We start from the raw sequence: 19,139 nt of genomic DNA on the forward strand, positions 1-19,139 counted from the left end.
CTTTTATGGTTGGCGTTGACGTAGGGCCTCTGTAAACCTGACACCGACAACGCCAAAAGCTATCAATACCGAGGCGGGCAGCATCGCTGCATTGAGCCCGCTCCAGCCCAGATGATGAAACAACGTGCCCGCCATCAGCGAGCCAATTGCCACCAGCGAGAGCACGACCAAATCGTTCACTCCCTGCACCTTGCCCCGCTCGGACTCGCTGTGGGTACTGGCCAGGAGCGCGCTGCCACCAATGAACGAGAAATTCCAGCCCACGCCCAGCAATAACAGCGCCAGCCAGAAATGAGGCAGGCTCTCCCCGAGAAACGCGACCAGAGAGGCTGCCGCAAGCAGCACGGCCGCGCACAGCAGTATTGACAGGACGCCAAAGCGCGCAATCAGACTGCCGGTAAAAAATGAGGGCACAAACATCCCCAGCACATGCCACTGCATGATGAACGCTACCTGCTCCATCTCAAAGCCCGAAGCCCGCATGGCAAGAGGTGTGGCGGTCATCACCAGAATCATGATGGCATAGCCGACCGCACTGGTGAGCACTGCGAGCCGAAAATGCCCGAGACCCGCTATCTCACTCAAACGGCGCGAACGCTCGCCGGGATGCGGCTCCCCCGCCGCCGGCACACGCAGAAAGTGCAGGAAAAAGACAGAGAGCAGCGCCATGACAGCGATCATCACGTAGGGGCCGCCATCGCGCACCGCGGGAATCCAGGTGTTGGTCAGGCTCGCATTCCAGGGACCGAGAAAGGCCGCCGCGACACCGCCGGCCAACACCAGCGACATGGCACGACTGCGAAAGCCGGGACTGGCCACATCCACCGCCGCAAACCGGTAATACATGGCGAAGCCCTGATAAAGCCCCAACAGCAGGTTGCCGGCGCAAAACCACCAGAAGGAGTCAAGGGCAACCGCGACAAACGCCAGCAGGCCGCCGCCAATCCCCCCGACGCCGGCACCCACCAGAAACCCGACACGCCGCCCTACCCGCTTCATAAACAGCGACGCCGGCAGAGTGGACACCACGGCCCCCACCATCATCATGGCAATGGGCAGGGTTGCCAGTCCCGGCTCCGGGCTGAGACGGTACCCCACCACCCCGCTCAAGGTCATGACGGTAATCGAGACGATCATGAACAGGGTCTGGCTGAGCGCCAGAATGGCGATATTGCGCTTTTCTGTTGATTGAACCTGATCCATAGGACTCCCAGAGGCGACAAAGAACGAAAAGGTCATTATAGCGGATCGAAATCCGGGAAAGCCCGCGCGCGAGCTTCGGCTGACCGGATCCACTGAGATTTTTACGGTTCAAACTGGCATCATGGCACTTCTGGTGTCACAAGCATTGGCGCCATTCCTGACTGGCCACACCCCAACATTGAGGATTCTATGCGCGGAATGTCCAGCCGGCTCCCACCTGCGGCGCCCGATCCCTCGGTGCCGCGCATCAACCTGCGTCAGGTATGGGGCTACATCTGGCCCTACCTCTGGGATTTCAAAGGCCGCGTGTGCCTGGCCATACTCGCGCTCTTGGCGGCCAAGGGCGCCACTCTGGCCATGCCCTGGGCGCTCAAGCATATCGTCGACGGCGTCGATCGCAGCCTGCAGCCCGAGCTGGTACTGCCCATCACCTTCGTTCTGTTCTACGGCTTTTTACGCTTTGGCTCCGTGTTTTTCGGGGAGCTGCGCGATGCCATCTTCAGCCGCGTGACCGAGCGGGCCATGCGCCGCATCGGCCTGCGTGTGTTCGAGCATCTGCACCGGCTGGAGCTGGATTTTCACCTGAGCCGACAAACCGGCGGCATCAGCCGGGACATCGAGCGCGGCACCAATGCCATCAACTTCATGATGCGCTCGCTGATGTTCAACATCGTGCCCACGCTGTTTGAAATATTCATGGTCGCCGCCATTTTTACCCTGGCCTTCTCGGTCTGGTACGCGCTGATCATCCTGGCCGCCGTCTCGGTCTATATCGGCTTCACCGTCTGGACCACCGAGTGGCGCACGCGCTTTGTGCGCGAAGCCAATCAGGCCGACTCCTCCACCAACACCCGCGCCGTCGACAGTCTGCTCAACTACGAAACCGTCAAATACTTCAACAATGAACAGTTTGAAGCTCACATCTATGACGACTTTCTGGCCCAATGGGAAAAAGCCAAACTCAAAAACCGCCTGTCCCTGTTGGCACTCAACTCCGGGCAGGCACTGATCATTGCCGCCGCCATTACGGGCATGATGTTCATGGCGGCTCAGTCGGTCATCGACGGATCCATGACCCTGGGTGATCTGGCCATGATCAACGCCTATATGATCCAGCTGTTCATCCCCCTGAACTTTCTCGGCTTTGTCTATCGGGAAATGCGCCGGGCGCTGACCGACCTGGAAAACATGCTCGGGCTGCTTCAGCGCGAGCCGCGCATCGAAGACGCGCCCGAGGCCCGACCACTGATTGTGGAAAGCGGCGAGATTGAATTTCGCGATGTATCATTCGGCTACCATGCTGAACGACCCATTCTGAACCGCCTGTCATTTCGGGTAGCCGCGGGCGAGCGCATCGCCATCGTCGGGGCCTCCGGCGCCGGCAAAAGCACCATCGCCCGGCTACTCTACCGCTTTTATGACGTCGACGGTGGCACCATCACCATTGACGATCAGGACATCCGCCAGGTCACACTGGAGAGCCTGCGACGCGCCATTGCCGTGGTCCCCCAGGACACGGTGCTGTTCAACACCAGCATTCGCGAGAACATCGCCTACGGCAACCCGGAGGCCTCCGATGCGGCGATCGACCGGGCCATCCGTATGGCCCACCTGGACGGCTTTATCGCCGCCCTGCCCCAGGGCGACCAGACCATCGTGGGCGAGCGTGGCCTCAAGGTCTCCGGTGGCGAGAAGCAGCGCATCGCCATCGCGCGGGTTCTGCTCAAGGGCGCCCCCATCCTGGTGTTCGACGAAGCCACCTCGGCGCTCGACTCCAACTCCGAGGCCGCCATCCTGGCTGCCATGCGCGAGGTATCGGCGGGCCATACCAGTCTTGTCATTGCTCACCGGCTCTCCACCATTGTGGATGCCGACAACATCCTGGTACTCGATGAAGGCCAGCTGGTCGAGCAGGGAAACCACCCGCAGCTACTGGCACAGAATGGACGTTACGCACAGCTGTGGGAGCTACAGCAGCAGTCGCAGAAGTCCTGACCAGGGGTTGAAGTTAAGCGCCACGTCCGCACATTGGTTACCAGCCGCCGTTTTTTACAATGAAAACCCAGCGGCCGTAAAACTGATAGACGCACGTAAGGAGGTTACAATGGCCGGACACGCCGAACCGCTCAACATCAAAAGTTACGATCCGTTTCCCACACGACTATCCCAGGATTCGCTGTCGCACTCCTACCCGGAGCCGATCAAACGCTTGGACCCGGTGGTTCACGCCCGAACCTATCGGCGCTGGGAAGGCCCACTGGACGAGGTGGCCCTGTCCCGCTACGAACGCGATGGTTTCCTGTGGTTTGAAGGTTTCTTTTCCGAACATCGCGTTGCGCCCTTCTTTGATGAGCTCAAAGAAATGGCCGCCGACGAGTCGCTGATGCGCTCGGACAAAGTGATTACCGACCCGAACAGCGGCGATATCCGCTCGGTGTTCGGCATGCATGAAATCTCGGAGAACTTCGACCACCTGACACGCGACCCCCGCATTCTGGGCATGGTGCGCCAACTGCTGGGCAGTGATGTCTACATTCACCAATCGCGCATCAACGACAAGTTCGGCTTTCAGGGCAGTGGCTTTCAGTGGCACTCGGACTTTGAGACCTGGCACGCCGAAGACGGCATGCCCCGCATGCGCGCGGTGAGCGCCTCGATCATGCTCACCGACAACAACGAGTTCAATGGCCCGTTGATGCTGATTCCCGGCTCTCACCAGTGGTTTATCCCCTGTGTGGGCGAGACACCCGAGGAAAACTGGAAGCAATCACTGAAACACCAGGCCACCGGTGTACCGGACAAAGACGCGCTGGCCCGGCTGGTCAATCGTGGCGGCGGCATAAAGGCGCCCAAAGGCCCGGCCGGCTCACTGTTGCTGTTTGAGTGCAACACGCTTCATGCCTCGAATGAGAACATGTCGCCCTGGCCGCGCTCCAACCTGTTTTTTGTCTACAACAGTATTGATAATACGCTAGAGGAGCCCTACGCGGCACCCGGTCGGCGCCCGGAGCATCTCGGCGCCCGCGAGAATACCCGCGTGCTGGACATGCACGACGACTTTCCCGAACTGGCCGGCCAGGGGGTCAGCCCACTGCGCTAACGGGCCGTTTGACTGTCAGAGCCCTGCGACTTCCGCCGGGCTCTGGTCTCCGGGATATCCGGCTCGCTATTGCTTGGAAGCCCAGATCGCGAGCTTGTGCTGAATGGACTTCTGGGACACCTGATCCTCCGGCAGCGGTTGGATCACTTTATCGTGCACCAGCAGCCGATAGATATACTCACACTTCTCGTGGGCCGAATCGGTCGGCTCAAATTCCACCACGCCCCGCTTTTCACCGTACTCGACGCCCAGCGCGATCGCTTTTTTGATCAGTTCCTTTTCATTCTTCAGCTTCTTCATAACTGTCCCAAATCTGTCGTAGAGTACGCTTCAAAACGGCCCACGTATTACTCTTCCGCTTCCGCTCTCAGCTCATCGCGCTTTTCAATCGCCTTGCGGTGTGCTTCAAAGGCCGCTTCGCGATTCTCAAACTCGAAAATCTGGCGGATGGTGCAGTGGCCATCTTCCACGTGGACCCGGTCGCGGCCACCGCCGCACACCTCGCTGAAGCGCTCCTCAAATATCGCACGAGGCGAAGTCTCAAGCGCGTGACAGCCGGGCAATACGGTCGCGAGGTAGTACTCGCGGCGGGCATCAATGGAAATCACCTCTTCGTCCAGCACCCCGTAGCCGCGAATATCACTGTGCCTGATGCAGGCGCGACCATCCTGACCGGTGGTGTCTTTCAGGATCTGGTGAAAGCGCGGAACCGAGTCGTTGCCCCATTGGGCACAGCCGGACACCAGCACCGCCAGGCCCACGCCTGACAAAAGGGATTTGATCATCATAAAAACCTCCTGGGATTAATACTTGTTCCATTCTGTGACAGTAACGCCGCCATCTGGTTCGATCAAGCACCATAACGGAAAACACGCTCACGCATCACGCCCTCCGGCTCCGCGCCGACTCTGAAATCGGGCCTCACCGCCAAGGATAATAATACATCTCATTCGCAGGCCCTGCCGCAAGCGGTCAATAACCACTGACTTCAACCCGGCACTGAGCTCTACTCCCACGATCGATCTAATGAGCTACACTTCCTTGGGTATCTCACTGTAAAGGAGTTGGCGTGAAGAAGATCGGATTTACCATTTTCACCCTTCTGGCGGCCTGCCTGGCCTTGCCGGTTCATGCCGAAGAGAAACAGGAACTTGTTTTCACCACCATTGAAGACGTGCCCGCCACCGGAGTGGCTGTTCGCATTCTGGCACGAGCCTACGGCCGGATCGGTCGCCAGTTCAGCACCCTGAAAGTCCCATCCAATCGCGCGCTGATGATGGCCAACAGTGGCACCGTGGACGGAGATCTGTTCCGCATTGGCGATATTGAAGACGACTACCCCAACCTGATCAAAGTGCCAACCCCGCTGTTGTTAGGCACACTACACGCCGTTACCCTCAACCCGGACTTGGGCCAATGGAACAAAGAGCAGCTCGGCTCGATGCGAATCGGTGTGCGCCGGGGCGTACTGGTCGCCGAGATGGCCGCCGAGGGGATGAATGTCATTCTCGTTGATCGGTACGAGCAGATTCTGAGACTCCTGGAATCGGGCCGTATCGAGGTCGGTCTGATTTCCGATATCGAAGGCTCTTCTCCCATTCACAGCCAATCCTGGTCTCATGTGCGGATACTGGAAGAACCGGTGCGGTATTTTACGTTGCACCACTACCTCAACCACAAGCACAGCGATCTGGTGCAACCACTGTCCCGGGCGTTGCAGCAATTACACAACAGTGGCGAGACGGCTGACATAAATTGACGTCCAGGCTCAGGCCTACTTGTTCTTAAACAAACTCCACTTAGGCCAGAACTATAATTGACGCAGCGACCCGAGCGGCGTAATTTAAATAGCCCCTTAGACGGACTTGAGAGGTATCCATCATGCGACGCTTCCGCCCTCCCTGGTATATTTGTCTGACGCTCATTGCTCTACTGGCCACCGGTTGCCAACGCGAAACGAACGACCGCACCGCCGCTCCCGACGACTCCCCCGATAACTACCTGCCTGAAATTGCCCCCGTTGGCGCCACTCTTCTCGATGGCCTGGGTGACTACCACTTCCCCATCAGCCACCAACACCCCGACGCCCAGGTATGGTTTGATCAGGCGCTGATGCTGACCTACGGGTTCAACCATCAGGCCGCCGAGCGGTCCTTCCTCAAAGCGGTAGAGCTGGACCCGGAATGTGCCATGTGCTGGTGGGGTGCGGCCCTGGTGCTGGGACCCCATGTGAACGCCGGAATGGACCCGGCCAACAATCAGGCCGCCTGGGAACGCCTGCAGGCGGCGGAGGCTCTGGCAGACAACGCGACTCCACGTGAACAGGCCTATATTCGCGCTCTGGGGGAACGCTACGCCGAGAATCCGCCCGACGACCGTTCAGCGCTGGATCGCTCCTACGCCGATGCCATGGCCGAAGTGGTGGAGCAGTACCCCGACGACCTGGATGCGGCCGCCTTCTACGCCGAAGCCCTGATGGACCTGCAACCCTGGGACTTCTGGGACAGTGAAGGCAACCCCACCGGTAACACCGCCGAAATTGTCGAGGTGCTGGAAGGCATCATCGAGCGCGATGGCGAGCACGCCGGTGCTCTCCACCTCTACGTTCACGCGGTGGAGGCGTCAGACGAGCCCGAGCGGGGCGTGGTGGCCGCCGACCGGCTGCGCACCCTGATACCGGGCTCCGGTCATCTGGTACACATGCCGGCCCATATCTATGCCCGGGTCGGGCGCTGGCAGGACGCCGTGCTTGCCAACGAGCGCGCAATCGAGGCCGACAATGCCTATCTCGCCGCCTGCCGTCCCGGCCCCGGGATTTACCCCCTGGGTTACGTGCCGCACAACCATCACTTTCTGTGGTTTGCCGCGAGCATGGCCGGTAACCGGGCAACGGCACTGGCGGCCGCCGAGTCGACCCACGATCGCACCAGTGACGGGGAGTTGATGCGGGCACCGGGCATGGAGGCCATGCAGGATTTTGCCCTGTCTCCCCTCTTTGCGCGGGTGCGGTTTGGCCTGTGGGATGAGATTGCCGAAACCCCCAAGCCGGCAGACGATCTACCCTACATGATCGCCATGTGGGAATATGCCCGGGGAATGGCTGCCATTCGTAACGGACAGGTGTCCGACGCGCAGGCGCATCACGCGGCCTTGTCCCGGTTCGCCGAGGATCCGCGCGTTGAAGCCATGCAGGTCTGGAACCGTTACTCGCTTGTTCTGGGAGTGCGTGTGGCGGAACGGGTATTGGCGGGGGAACTGGCCTGGGCCGAGGAAGATATTGATGGCGCGGTGACTGCGCTTGAGGAGGGCGCGAAGATGGAGGATGAATTGCCTTACGCCGAGCCGCCCGCCTGGCATGCGCCCGTGCGCCAGACCCTGGGAGCCATCCTGCTGGAAGCCGGCCGGCCGACCGAGGCCGAAGAAGCCTATCGGGCCGAGCTTCGCCGCAATCCGGAAAACGGCTGGTCACTGTTCGGGCTGGAGCAGGCGCTCCGGGCCCAGGGTGACGACGACAGCGCGGACGATGTGGCCGAGCGCTTTGACAAAGCCTGGGCCCACGCGGATATCGAACTGACGTCATCCAGGCTCTGACACACCGGCTGGTTCTCTACCCTCCGTCGGCCCTCGTCTGCCCGCGCCCTCAGGGTGCGGGCAGAGTGGCCAAGTCCGCCGCCAGTTGCCGCTCGTCCAGCGGCGCTTTCCAGTAGCCGACCAGTCGGCCCTTGGGGTCGATCAACACCACCGCCGTGGTGTGATCCATGGTGTAGTCACCCTCCGTGCCCAGAGGCACCCGCACATAGGCCAGCTCCAGGCTATCGAGCAGAGGATCGAGTTCAGCCCCCGTTCCGGACAGACCCACCCAGTCAGGGTCAAAAAACCCCAGATATTCCCGCAGCAGCTCCGGCGTGTCCCGCCCGGGATCGACACTGACAAACACCACCTGATGATGCACCGGGGGCTCCAGCCGATCCTCGGCGTTACGGATTTTACTCAGGGTAAGTGGGCACACATCGGGGCAGTGGGTGAAACCGGAAAACAGCACCGTCCATTGACCGAGCAGATCTTCTCTGGAAAAGGCCGCACCCGTCTGGTCTGTCAGCTGGAATTCCGCGACCGGCTGGGGGGAGGACGTCAGCGTCCCGTGTGCCAACGTCAGCGGGTCGTCCTGCCGGCTACAAGCCGACAACACGAGAATCAATGCGAGACACCAAACCGGTTGAACTCGAAACATGGTCAGCGACCTCCGTGATCCGGAAAGCCCAGTATCCTACTCGCCACCCACAACTGCAAGACTGACAGCCTGATGTCATTCAGGGCGACACGGATCTTCAATCGGGTTCTGAATATCGGGTCTGTGGAAATACTCATGGGGCGTAAAAGTGCAAATATGCCTCTATAGAAATGTGGCCCCTTACATACGTATTCATCTAGCGACTCTCGCACGCCTATCTTAGGGTTCCCCATCCGAGGGAAGAATAAGGTGTTCGCAGTCCCTAATAAAAACTAATAACTTTCTCTGAGGAGTTATCTATGCAAGTACGCCATTACCACTCTCTCCTGGCACTCCTCCTGGGCTGTACGGTGCTCGCTGGGTGTGGCAGCAGCTCCACTGACAGCAATTCTAGTGCGAGCATTGTCAGTGACAGTAGTACCAGCGAAAGCAGCTCTTCCGACGCCAGCTCTTCCAGCGACCCAGAAGCGCTCACCGTTTACCTGAACAACACCCTGGGTTATTCCGCACCCCATGTGCACTACTGGGAATCGGGCGTTGAAAACTCTTCCTGGGCAACGGAGTGGCCCGGATCGGCCATGACGCTGTTTGAGGGGCAGGTCTACGCCTACAGCTTCCCCTCCAGCGTGCCGGCCGATGCCGATATCGCTATTGTGTTCAATGATGAGGGCTCAGCGCAAACGGCGGATGCGGCGTTTGATGCAGCCAACAATTGTTATAGCAATGGCAGTTGGATGAGTCTGGACGAATGCCTGGAGGATACGGGTACGGGGGCATTGCCCACCGGCAAGAACCGCGTATTTGTTCATTTGTTTGAGTGGTCCTGGAGTGACATCGCCCAGGAATGTGAACAGTGGCTGGGGCCCAAAGGCTATGACGCCGTACAGGTATCGCCACCTCAGGAACATATTCAGGGGCCCGAGTGGTGGACTCGTTACCAGCCCGTGGACTACAACATTGACCAGAGTCGCAGTGGCACTCGGGCCCAATTCATCGATATGGTTGAGCGCTGTGCAGCGGAGGACGTGGACATCTATGTGGATGCGGTGATCAACCACATGGCAGAGCGCGGCACTGCAGATACGGGAACGGCCGGTACTGCATACGATCCGGAAACGCTGGATTATGTGGGCTTTGCACCCGAAGACTTTCACGAGGTGTGCCACATTCAAGGCGAGGATTATGCAAACGATGCCAACCGCGTCAGAACCTGTCGGCTGAATAACCTACCCGATCTGGACACCGGCTCCGAGAATGTGCGTGCCAGCCTGGCCAATTATATGAATGACTTGATTGGTATTGGCGTTAAGGGTTTCCGTATTGATGCCGCCAAACACACGGCGGTGGCTGATATCGAGTCAATCCTTGGCCGCCTGCATGAAGAGGTTTATATTTTCCAGGAGGTGATTGATAACGGCTCCGAGGCCGTCAGCGCCTCTGACTATACGGACCTCTCTGACGTCACCGAGTTTCAGTACAGCGGGCAAATCGGCCGGACTTTCAAAGAGCGTGAGCTGAGTTCGTTGGAAGCGTTTGGTCCGGCCGTGGGTATGATGTCTGGCGATCATGCCGTCGTCTTTATCGACAACCACGACAACCAGCGCGGCCACGGTGGCGGCGGCGATGTGGTCACTTACCAGGACGACACCCTGTACGATCTGGCCAACGTCTTTATGCTGGCCTGGCCCTATGGCCACCCGAAAGTCATGTCCAGCTACGAGTTCACCGATACGGACGCCGGGCCGCCGAGCCGCCCGGTGCATGGCGGTGCTTCCCCCAACTGCTCTGAGGGTGACTGGGTTTGCGAACACCGCCGGCGACCGATCGCCAACATGGTCGCGTTCCGTCATCAGGCGGAGTCCGAACCGGTAACCCACTGGTGGGCTGAGGGCAATCAGTTAGCTTTCGGTCGGGGTGAGCAGGGTTTTGTGATCATCAATCGCAGTGACTCACAGTTGACCCAGAGCCTGGAAACCGGAATGGCACCGGGCGAATACTGCAATGTGATCGATGTCGATTTCGATGCGACGAACAGCAGCTGTAATGCAACCATCGTGGTTGATGAATCAGTCCAGGTTAGTGTTGACCTGGATAGCATGAGCGCGATTGCCATTCACTCTGGCGCCAAGCTGTAACCTTGCTGGCTGCAACCACTGGGGGTCCCACTGAGCGCGCAAATTGTCGGCGACAAAATAATCGACGGCAACCCATAATGTAATCTCTCTATTACGGGTGCTTCTTTTCAATGCTCCAGACGTCTCACCTGACCTCACTTTCCCGGGCAATCTCGATGTCCCGGGCGACCTGGTCGCGGATCAGGGCCCAGTGAAAGAGGTTGTCGTCATTGGCCTCGAAAAAGTTGTGGTTGTAGTGGGTCAGGCGCATGTCGCGGTAGAGCGGGCGAGTGATATCGATCACTTCATCCCAATAGGCCAGCGCCTGTTGCAGGTGGTCAACGGCAGCCTGCTTTTGCTCCTCGTCGCCGGAGAGGCGGTAGCGGTGCAGGGCCGCCGCGCCCCTCAGCTTTTCCGCCAGGTGCAGGCCCAGATTGGCCCAGGTTTTGATGTCCGCCACCTCGTACAAGAGTGAAGCGTTGCCGGCGGTGTCGATGTCCTTGACCAGGCGCAGGGCCTCGCGGTTGTCGCGCTCGAGCCGGTCGGCGAGGATCGGCGGGGTAACGCGATCCACGCCGAAGGAGCCGCCCCGGTGGAGGGTTTCCACATAGTCGGCCACCGATACGTAATCGGGGTCCATGGTGGGGTGGTCGATCAGATGGTCTACCGAGATGTAGCGGGTGTAGTCACCCTGCAGGGCGAGAAAGCCTTCGCTATAGAGGGTGAAGTCCCAGCGCGAGTCGTAGAGCGAAGCCAGGCGCAGCTGGGTGGACGAGGCCAGGGAAAGTGCGTTTAGCAGATTGTCGCCCCGGGGGCCGTAGCGGCGGTTGAACTCCGCCTGGAAAACGGCGTCCGGCGTTTCCGGGTCGTACAGCAGCCTGCCCCACAGCTTGTAGAACATCCATTGGCGCTCGAAAGCCCAGCGCCAGTCCACCGGCTCATCCACGGCGGTAAAGTAATCAAGTGCCGGGATGTAGGTTTCCGAACCGACGAAATAACCGCCCACGTAGTCCGCCTGGCCGTTGAGGGCGATGTGCTCACGGATGAAATCGGGCACACCCCAGCGCAGGGCAAAGAAATCCTCGTTACGTGCCTGCCAGGTGATCTTGTAATTCTCCGGCGGCGGATCGAAGTAGGTATCGCCCAGCTCGCCGCCGTGGACCTTGACCAGCTTGGGCGTGGAATGAGCGTGGGACCAGTTGAACTTCATCTCCACCCAGATGGGCCCGTCGAACCGGTCTTCCAACTGCTCCATGGCGTCGCGGGTCACGACTTCCACGTCTTTGCTCGCGCCGGGCTCCGAGCTGGTACCGGAAGAGAAAGGCACGCGGTGAATCAATTTGACCGGCCGATCCGCCTCCAGCATGCCGGCGATCAGCACGTCGTCCATCCACCGCTGACGCTCCAGTGGCGTCATGCCCGCCATGCCCTCGCCGTGAGAGATGCCGATGCCGTCCAGGTTGGGGTACTCCTCCAGCACCTGAGTCACGCTCTCGCGCAGATAGCGGCGCACGATTTCCGAGGTCTCCCCCTCCACATAGTAGTGCGGGTAAAAGTTCTGTTGCGCCACGTCGTGGGCCTCGGCAAATTCCTGGCTGACGAAAATGCTCCAGTGGACAAGGTAAGTGTCCAGGCCCCGCTCTTTGGCCAGACGGAAGATGCCGCGGTAGAGCTCCTGCCAATCGGCCAGCTCCCGCTTCGACCAGGGGCTCGCCTCCGGAAAGTTTTTTGGCTTGATCATGAAGGTGTAGGGATGCATGTTCCACAGGCTGATGGCGTTGAAGCGGTTGGCCACCATCATGTCCAGAAACGCCTCCCAGTATTCCAGATCCTGCGCCGTCTCATAGTGCTGATCCAGAGCCGAGCTGGGCCGGTAGGTTTCCCAGGGCAGGTTATACTTGATTCCCCGAAACGCCAATTCGGGCTCCTCCTCCACCGCCGTCACGTCCTCCAGCAATGTCCCGGTGCGCAGGCTTTCCGCCAGGGCGAGCGCTCCGTAGATCAGGCCCCGCTTATCCCCGCCGTAGACGCTGATGACCTTTCCATCGGGCACGATAGCAAAGGCCTCCGAACCCAACCGCTCCGGGTGCACCGACAGGCTGACCAGTTGATCGTAACCACGGCGCCGGTCGCCGACCTCGTAGCCGCGCTCGTCCAGCGCCTCGCCCAACTTGCGGGCCGCGTAGGCCGCCTGGGGCAGCTCTTCGTCGAACACCAGCGTCACTTTCTGCGCCCAGGCCGCCCCCGCGTTCAGACAAGAGACAAGAAGAAAAGGAAGAAACCAGTATTTTATTGTCATAAGCGCTAACCCCTATCAATCAGGGTTTAACGTTAACCAGCCCGACCCATATAGTCAAGAAAACCATCTCGCTCGACCCCACCGCCGCGAAACAGCAATCAGACCGGCGCCCAGCGGCGACATCGGACACCAAGGGCGTCGAGGGCCGTCTATCGCAGGTGCCAGCTCTTAAAAATGGCTGCCTTGATTATTGGTCTCACGTAGCGGTCAGTCGACGTAAGGAATGTATAGCGTGCCGTGCAGTTCCCTCGGTAGAGCAGTCGTGTATTCGAAGTAGAGATTCCCTTCATAATAGGTCAAATTTCTTACTTCGTGCTCCGACTCCCATACCAATTCCACCTGGGGATACATGCTCGTGAAGTCCATGCTGATTTTGTAGACACCCCACTGCCACCTGTACTCATCATCTTCAATGAGCGCGCGCCCTCCTCCTGCCAGGTAGTAGCCATCCATCGGAACCAGTTCCTTAGTATCAAGGCCAACGGACTGCCATCCGTTAACATTTTTGAACCACAGGCCCCCGCTACTCGCCCTAAACCACTCGCCGTATTCGTCAGCCAACATGGGCATGACTGAGACAGGGGCGTTAACCTCGGCCACCGTGCCCAGGTAATTTATCGCAACCAGCTTATATTCCAGCGAATCAGTATCGCGCACTCGGGAATAGGCAGAACCGCCATAATTGCCAAGATACTGCGTGTAGACGTAACCTTTCCAGCTGTTGTGGAGGACGGCTTCAGACCCCACTATTTGATACAGAGCCAGATCATTAGTGTTTGGATCATTATTCTCATAGCCCACTACATAGACGTCTTCAATACCGCCGGTTCTGACTGTGTACCCAGCCCAGTCCTTCATATGGAATTCGCCACCGTTATGGGTGACCTCACTCACCGATCCTCCGTTTATGCGCCAGTAGCCATCCCCAATGAGCGCGTAGTAGATTGATGTCGGTGTAGCCTGAGGGCTACCCGAAACGAGTGCTCCCGACCCGCCCTCAACAGGTATGTCGTATGAAGTGACCCTGGTTGCGGCGTTATCCGCATAACGGTAAAAGTTTTCTGTTAACCCGTCCTGATTTGAAGTCCGTGCGAGAAAGTAAAACCCGTCAGGCATATTGAATTCCCCCAAGCGGGTTCGAAAAAAATCAGCCCCCTCGAAGGACCATAAGTGCTCAAGTGACGGCTGTAGGTTTGCCGCGGCCAGAGCAAAGACGTTCTTTCTATCGCCCTCGTAGCCGTAGGTTCCGTAGAAACCGTTACCTGAGGGTGTTGGCTTTCGATCAAACAGCCGCGCGAACGCACCTTGTGGCAGGAGGTCGTCTGGGTCGGCAATCTTGTGAAAGCCCTGCCAAGTGTCTCCGGTGAAATACAGCGAGCGTGTTCCTTCTGAATCAGTCCCCCAGGTGATAAAAAAGTCTTGAAGACCCATCCTGAAGCTGTCCACCATTGATAGACCATAACCGTATGGATGCAACTGTATCGGTGGGCCCTTGTAGTAAGCCGGGGTGACCGTAATTTCCACCGAATCCGTGCTGGACAAATCGTCATAGTCAGTAACGGTAACCTGAAAGGTCAAGGGCTCGGATGACCTGACAAAGGGCGCCTCGAATTCGGTGATAAGCGTATCCGAGTACCTTAAAGTCACAGTGGGTCCACTCAATTGAACCCAACGGTATCTCGAGATGGTCCCATCGGGGTCGTTGCTATGGCTGGCATCCAGAGAGACCCACTCACCCGCCAGAACGCTCTGTTCCGCGCCAGCATTGGCAATAGGCGTGACAGGTTCCGAAGGTGTAGGCTCCTCTTTAGGAGGTAGGGGTTCTTCTACAATGGGCGTTGGATCAGGGTTTAAAATTTCGATGTCGAAGTCGGCCCGGCATAAACCTCTGTAGTTGGCGGTCAAAGATAAAGCTATATCGGACGGACACTCGTAATAGCCTTTCAAACCGATCTGACCGACCCCGTGAACATAGTAAGACACCGTCACGTCGTCGTAATTCGGGTCTCGAACTATAGCGATGAGAACGCCGCTATCGGTTCGCGATAAAGACGCCCCCTCAACAGAGAACTCGTGGTTTTCAAAGGGCCCAAACGCTTTGAATTCATACCCTCCTGCAAACTCGTACTCGACGTTGGAGTCGATATGTCTGGGAAGGTCTGAATAAATCGTCTCATCGTTAAAGACAAAATACTCTACAAAGCCTTCTGAATCGCTCGAAGTCGCAGAGTCCGTTGATATCTCCCATTCAACAGTATAGCTATCGCCCAATCTGACCGTACCGTCATCATTGACGTATTTATCGAAGCCATAATAAGCGTCATTCGCCGGTATAATATAGTCACGCAAATCGATTGAGCCGTTGGGCGTACCTCCAGAAGGAGTGGGCTCCTCATCGGGCGATGTGGGTTCCTCTCCAGGAGAGGTGGGCTCCTCCTCGGGCGGTGTGGATTCATCTTCAGAAGGCGTGGGATCCTCCCCGGTGGAGGGGGAATCGGGATTTTCGCGCGGAGTGGAGCTTCCACCGCCGCCACCACAGGCAGCAAGTACTGAGGTAAGAAATCCGACTAGAAGTATTTTAAGAAAACCGTGAGTGCAGATTCGGCCATGCATAACTAATCCTCGTTGATTGCCGTGTCTGTGTGAGCACTGAGATCGGTGACCAGCCCTACAACGGACAAAGCCAGAATCAACAAGAGCCGTAAGGCAAACACGAGATGTGAATGTGGCTGACAAATCTAAGTCATTCGTCCATTTAAACCTGCGGCGTTTTCAGCATACCGGAGAGGCTGTCTTCGCGAACGAGATCACAAAAAAGTGGCGCATATATCCACAGTATACACACCATATTGCCAATGCACATAATTAATGTTGGGTACAGAAGTGCCTTTTTAGCTTCAAACGGCTTTGAGGAGACCGGATCGGTGTCGATGCCGCCCCGGGTGACTGACCTCCGTCTTGGCGCCGGGCAGGAACCAGTTGCCACTGGTGAAAGCCCTGACAGAGGGCGTTGATTACCGTCCCCACCGCCGCGAAACAGCAATCAGACCAGCACCCAGGGCCGCAAACAGCCCAAGCAAGGCAACGACATTAAAGCGCACACGCAGCGGACCCAGCTCCGGCACATCGAGGAAGGGATAGGGATACCAGCCGATCGCCAACCCCAATACCATGACCACCAGCAGATAAAAGGCCGGGTAACAGAGCCAGTACAGAACCATGCGGTAACGCAGCGCCGACTTGGGCACCAGCCACCACCAATACAGAAGAAACGCAAGGGGGATCACATCGTGCAACAGGCTGTCCACCACCTTGTGCAGCCCATGAGGGTCCCACTGAGCGCGCAACACCAGGGTATAGACAAGCGCCACCATCACCAGACTGGTCGCCACCAGGCCCGCAAAGCTGACGCTGGCCAGCGAGCCGATGACAGCATCACGCCGAGAGAACAGCCCTGCAGTGACGGACAGAGCCGCCAGCAACGTGGTCAGCACGGTAAAGTAGCCAAATCGACCCAGTGCCCAGAATAGCGGATCACCGGCCCGCCACAGCTCCTCCACCACCAACCCCAGGCGCAGAAACAGCGTGATCCAGATAAGCGCGGCCAGCGCCATAACCCAGGGGCGGGCCCGGGCACTGGGCGTAATAACGACCCGACTCTGATTCATGCGAACGCACCCCTTCCGGACGTTAGGAAGCCACGCGTACTCCTACGACTCCGTAAAGCCCATGTTTCCACCTTTTGGGCGTGCGGACAACCATATACTGCGTCTGTGGCCACAGAGACAGAACGCCAGGCTTACGCCTTATCAGTGGTTGGCATGCGCCAGGGCTTACCCTCGCAGCGGTCGTAGTTGGCACAGCTGGGGAGGCAGCCTCGGCAAGGCAGGCGGGGTGAAGCGGTGGCTTCGGCTTTCTTGGGGTCTTGGGACATGGGAGCTCCGGCTCTTTAAAGGTCTTTTACACCGCTAAGTACGCAGCGCCTCTCCAGCTGGACCATTGCTTCATGAATCAAGTCTTATGGGGAGAGGACCGCCATGTGAGGAGCATTGGTGGTTGGGTGGGCACGGATCACCTAGTTTGATTCCAGCCTCAGGCCCGAGGGAGCGGAGTAATGTATAGCTCTTTCTCTCGCGGTTCAACCTTGACACCAAGTTACTATCCGCGAAAGTGGTGTAAGTTCATGGAGGCGAAGCCGCAATGGAAAAGCCGTCACCATGACTGCACTGGTTAGGATTCAGCTTGCTTAAGTACGTTATACCCAACACGCCACGCCTCATGGTTGATACGCACCGCTCGCTCAAGATTGATTGCATCAGGCTCGTACCTGACCGAGGGACCGAAACTAAAGATACTGACATCAAGACTTGGGTCCATTTTGTATCCGAGCGATTGCGCAACCTCAATCAGCCTTGGTATATCGTGAACCCGCGGCGGTTCTTTATGTGCCGAAATGTACTGTTTTAGGACTTTTTCAGCGAACTGAAGCGCATGCCATGCTGACAGAGAGGGATTGACGTTGAATCCGCACACCAAGTCGCAGCTAACAAGAATATCCGTTCTTGCACTAAACATGATTGGCGTCTTAAACGCACGAACATCCTGTGCCACCTCAATGCAGGTTTCGAACACTGCCTGAATTTCATTTTCTACTGACCCGCTCATTCTGGATCTAACCGCAACCGGAAGATCCACGACATGATCGAGCGTATTGAGAATAGCCTTGTTTGGCTTCATGCCCTTCGAAGTGACGACAAGCGTTGACCCAAAGACCAGTGGGATTCGGCACGCATAGGCTGCCCCTTCGATTAGCAATGGAAATCTTCCGGGACTGGGATCAACGTGCGTCTTTGAGCCATAGTTGTCTTCGTACCAGCGACTTACATGGTCCCCAAGGTTCGCCGGGGTTACGGGAAAAGAAAGGTTTTCAGAAATTCCATTTGCAATGGAGCAAGAGGCGCTATACTTCCTGGAAATACTTATCATCGCCTGAATTGGTCTTGCATTAATCGGAACTGTACGCGCAGCGAACTCAGCATCAGTGCGCTGCATCTCTGAATTGAACTCCGTTTCTTCCATCAGCATCTTAAGACTCGCCATGAAGCCTAACACCAAAGCGCACCGGCGCACTTTGGTGCATCCGAGTAACGCATATTGTTATTCCTGCTCAGGCCAAATTTCATTCGCAAATCCTTGAAGGTCCTCACACAAGATATGATCAGACATTCTGCAAAGATCAATGTTTCCACCCACTTCAGCTTGAAGTTTAGCCCGTAAAGCACTTTCTACGATTTTTCCATGCATATGTCCTCGCCTGTCGTTGTCATAGCTTTGAGTGCAACCTAGCGCGATAGCCCCAGGGTCAGGCCTATCACCGCCTTTGTAGGACGCTTGGAGTTTACGATTATGGATAGTGTTTATATACTTCCTGAGTATGGCGTCGCGACGCTCGTCTAAGACTTCCTCTATCAACTCATTTACTTTCTGTAGCGTCACACGGGGGTAAAGGTCAGATATGTGATGAGTATTTACAAGGTGGGCCTCAGCATCATTACCTGCAGTTATGAAAACTTTGATTCCGATGGGCTCTAGCTTCGCTTTGTAGGCTTGAACCTCTTCGTCTGACATATAATCTCTATCCCTGTGTACAACAACATTTGTGCCTGGCGCATGCTCAGCAATGAATGCATTGATCGCTAATGCAGTATTTATGTTCGAGCAGCCTTCGTATGACCAAATTTCAAATTCTTCAGGAACAAACCCTGATGCTTCTGCCAGTAATTCTATATAACGTGGATCTGTATCTTCGGTTAGTAGAATGCACGGTACTTCCCCGTTCCGAAGCTGATCCCCCTTATCTAATGCACCAATCTCGAGGAGTACACTTCGCTCCAGATCACCAGAATCTTCGACAAGACTACAATTGTTTACCCAATGAACCTTTGCATCCCCTTTAATTGCCTCAAAGAAATGCCTTGAGTGTGTTGAAATAACCAGTTGACAGCTAGTTTCTTTCTGCACATCAGTCAGCAATTTTGCCAAAACTCTTTGGTTATTTGGATGGAGGTGCGAGTCTGGCTCGTCAAGTATAAGAAGCTGCGGCCTATACAGGTAGTAGTAAGCCAGTATCGGAACCTGTCAACCTGATTCGGACAGTTGCTTAGCCAGTTAATGTAGATTTGTTCGCCGTGT

The 19,139-nt window shown here is 57.2% G+C and carries 14 protein-coding genes; 5 read left to right on the forward strand and 9 right to left on the reverse strand.

What is annotated here, in order from left to right:
• Window positions 1–3: 3 nt before the first annotated feature.
• On the reverse strand, window positions 4–1,203 hold the full coding sequence (locus AAE484_RS11530; protein ID WP_341938541.1) for an MFS transporter: 1,200 nt from the start codon (window positions 1,201–1,203) through the stop codon (window positions 4–6).
• Between the two features lie 189 nt (window positions 1,204–1,392).
• On the opposite strand from AAE484_RS11530, the gene AAE484_RS11535 reads away from it, so the two are divergent.
• Together AAE484_RS11535 and thpD are read left to right on the forward strand one after the other, a co-directional pair.
• Window positions 1,393–3,198, forward strand: a complete 1,806-nt coding sequence (locus tag AAE484_RS11535; RefSeq protein ID WP_341938542.1) for an ABCB family ABC transporter ATP-binding protein/permease — start codon at window positions 1,393–1,395, stop codon at window positions 3,196–3,198.
• A gap of 109 nt (window positions 3,199–3,307) precedes the next feature.
• On the forward strand, window positions 3,308–4,303 hold the full coding sequence (gene thpD / locus AAE484_RS11540) for an ectoine hydroxylase (RefSeq protein WP_341938543.1): 996 nt from the start codon (window positions 3,308–3,310) through the stop codon (window positions 4,301–4,303).
• A 66-nt stretch (window positions 4,304–4,369) separates the two neighbouring features.
• On the opposite strand, the gene AAE484_RS11545 is transcribed toward thpD, so the two are convergent.
• Complete coding sequence (locus AAE484_RS11545) at window positions 4,370–4,603, reverse strand: DUF5062 family protein (protein ID WP_341938544.1); 234 nt, start codon at window positions 4,601–4,603, stop codon at window positions 4,370–4,372.
• Between the two features lie 47 nt (window positions 4,604–4,650).
• Window positions 4,651–5,091, reverse strand: a complete 441-nt coding sequence (locus AAE484_RS11550; protein WP_341938545.1) for a DUF6491 family protein — start codon at window positions 5,089–5,091, stop codon at window positions 4,651–4,653.
• 281 nt (window positions 5,092–5,372) lie between these two features.
• Between AAE484_RS11550 and AAE484_RS11555 the strand changes: the two genes are divergently transcribed.
• Window positions 5,373–6,062, forward strand: coding sequence for a substrate-binding periplasmic protein (locus AAE484_RS11555; RefSeq protein WP_341938546.1), 690 nt, complete (start codon window positions 5,373–5,375; stop codon window positions 6,060–6,062).
• A 122-nt stretch (window positions 6,063–6,184) separates the two neighbouring features.
• Window positions 6,185–7,894: a hypothetical protein gene (locus AAE484_RS11560; protein WP_341938547.1), complete on the forward strand. Its 1,710-nt coding sequence runs from the start codon at window positions 6,185–6,187 to the stop codon at window positions 7,892–7,894.
• A 49-nt stretch (window positions 7,895–7,943) separates the two neighbouring features.
• Here AAE484_RS11560 and AAE484_RS11565 read toward each other — a convergent pair whose 3' ends face one another.
• Window positions 7,944–8,534 (reverse strand): SCO family protein, encoded by a 591-nt coding sequence (locus AAE484_RS11565; RefSeq protein WP_341938548.1) that lies wholly within the window; start codon window positions 8,532–8,534, stop codon window positions 7,944–7,946.
• A gap of 299 nt (window positions 8,535–8,833) precedes the next feature.
• Between AAE484_RS11565 and AAE484_RS11570 the strand changes: the two genes are divergently transcribed.
• Window positions 8,834–10,669, forward strand: a complete 1,836-nt coding sequence (locus AAE484_RS11570) for a starch-binding protein (protein ID WP_341938549.1) — start codon at window positions 8,834–8,836, stop codon at window positions 10,667–10,669.
• Between the two features lie 124 nt (window positions 10,670–10,793).
• Here the strand turns inward: AAE484_RS11570 and AAE484_RS11575 are convergent, their stop codons facing one another.
• From AAE484_RS11575 to AAE484_RS11595, 5 genes are all read right to left on the reverse strand, one after another.
• A complete protein-coding gene (locus tag AAE484_RS11575) occupies window positions 10,794–12,947 on the reverse strand; it encodes a glycoside hydrolase family 20 zincin-like fold domain-containing protein (protein ID WP_341938550.1) in 2,154 nt (717 codons plus the stop codon).
• 207 nt (window positions 12,948–13,154) lie between these two features.
• On the reverse strand, window positions 13,155–15,560 hold the full coding sequence (locus AAE484_RS11580) for a PKD domain-containing protein (RefSeq protein ID WP_341938551.1): 2,406 nt from the start codon (window positions 15,558–15,560) through the stop codon (window positions 13,155–13,157).
• A 401-nt stretch (window positions 15,561–15,961) separates the two neighbouring features.
• The gene (locus tag AAE484_RS11585) at window positions 15,962–16,615 is read right to left on the reverse strand and encodes a Pr6Pr family membrane protein (protein ID WP_341938552.1); all 654 of its coding nucleotides are present in this window, start codon (window positions 16,613–16,615) and stop codon (window positions 15,962–15,964) included.
• Window positions 16,616–17,177: 562 nt separating this feature from the next.
• On the reverse strand, window positions 17,178–18,032 hold the full coding sequence (locus AAE484_RS11590; RefSeq protein ID WP_341938553.1) for a hypothetical protein: 855 nt from the start codon (window positions 18,030–18,032) through the stop codon (window positions 17,178–17,180).
• A gap of 72 nt (window positions 18,033–18,104) precedes the next feature.
• Window positions 18,105–19,076, reverse strand: coding sequence for an AAA family ATPase (locus tag AAE484_RS11595; protein WP_341938559.1), 972 nt, complete (start codon window positions 19,074–19,076; stop codon window positions 18,105–18,107).
• Window positions 19,077–19,139: the final 63 nt, after the last annotated feature.

Origin of the sequence: Marinimicrobium sp. C2-29, from assembly GCF_038419845.1 — a bacterium.
Lineage (GTDB): Bacteria > Pseudomonadota > Gammaproteobacteria > Pseudomonadales > Cellvibrionaceae > Marinimicrobium.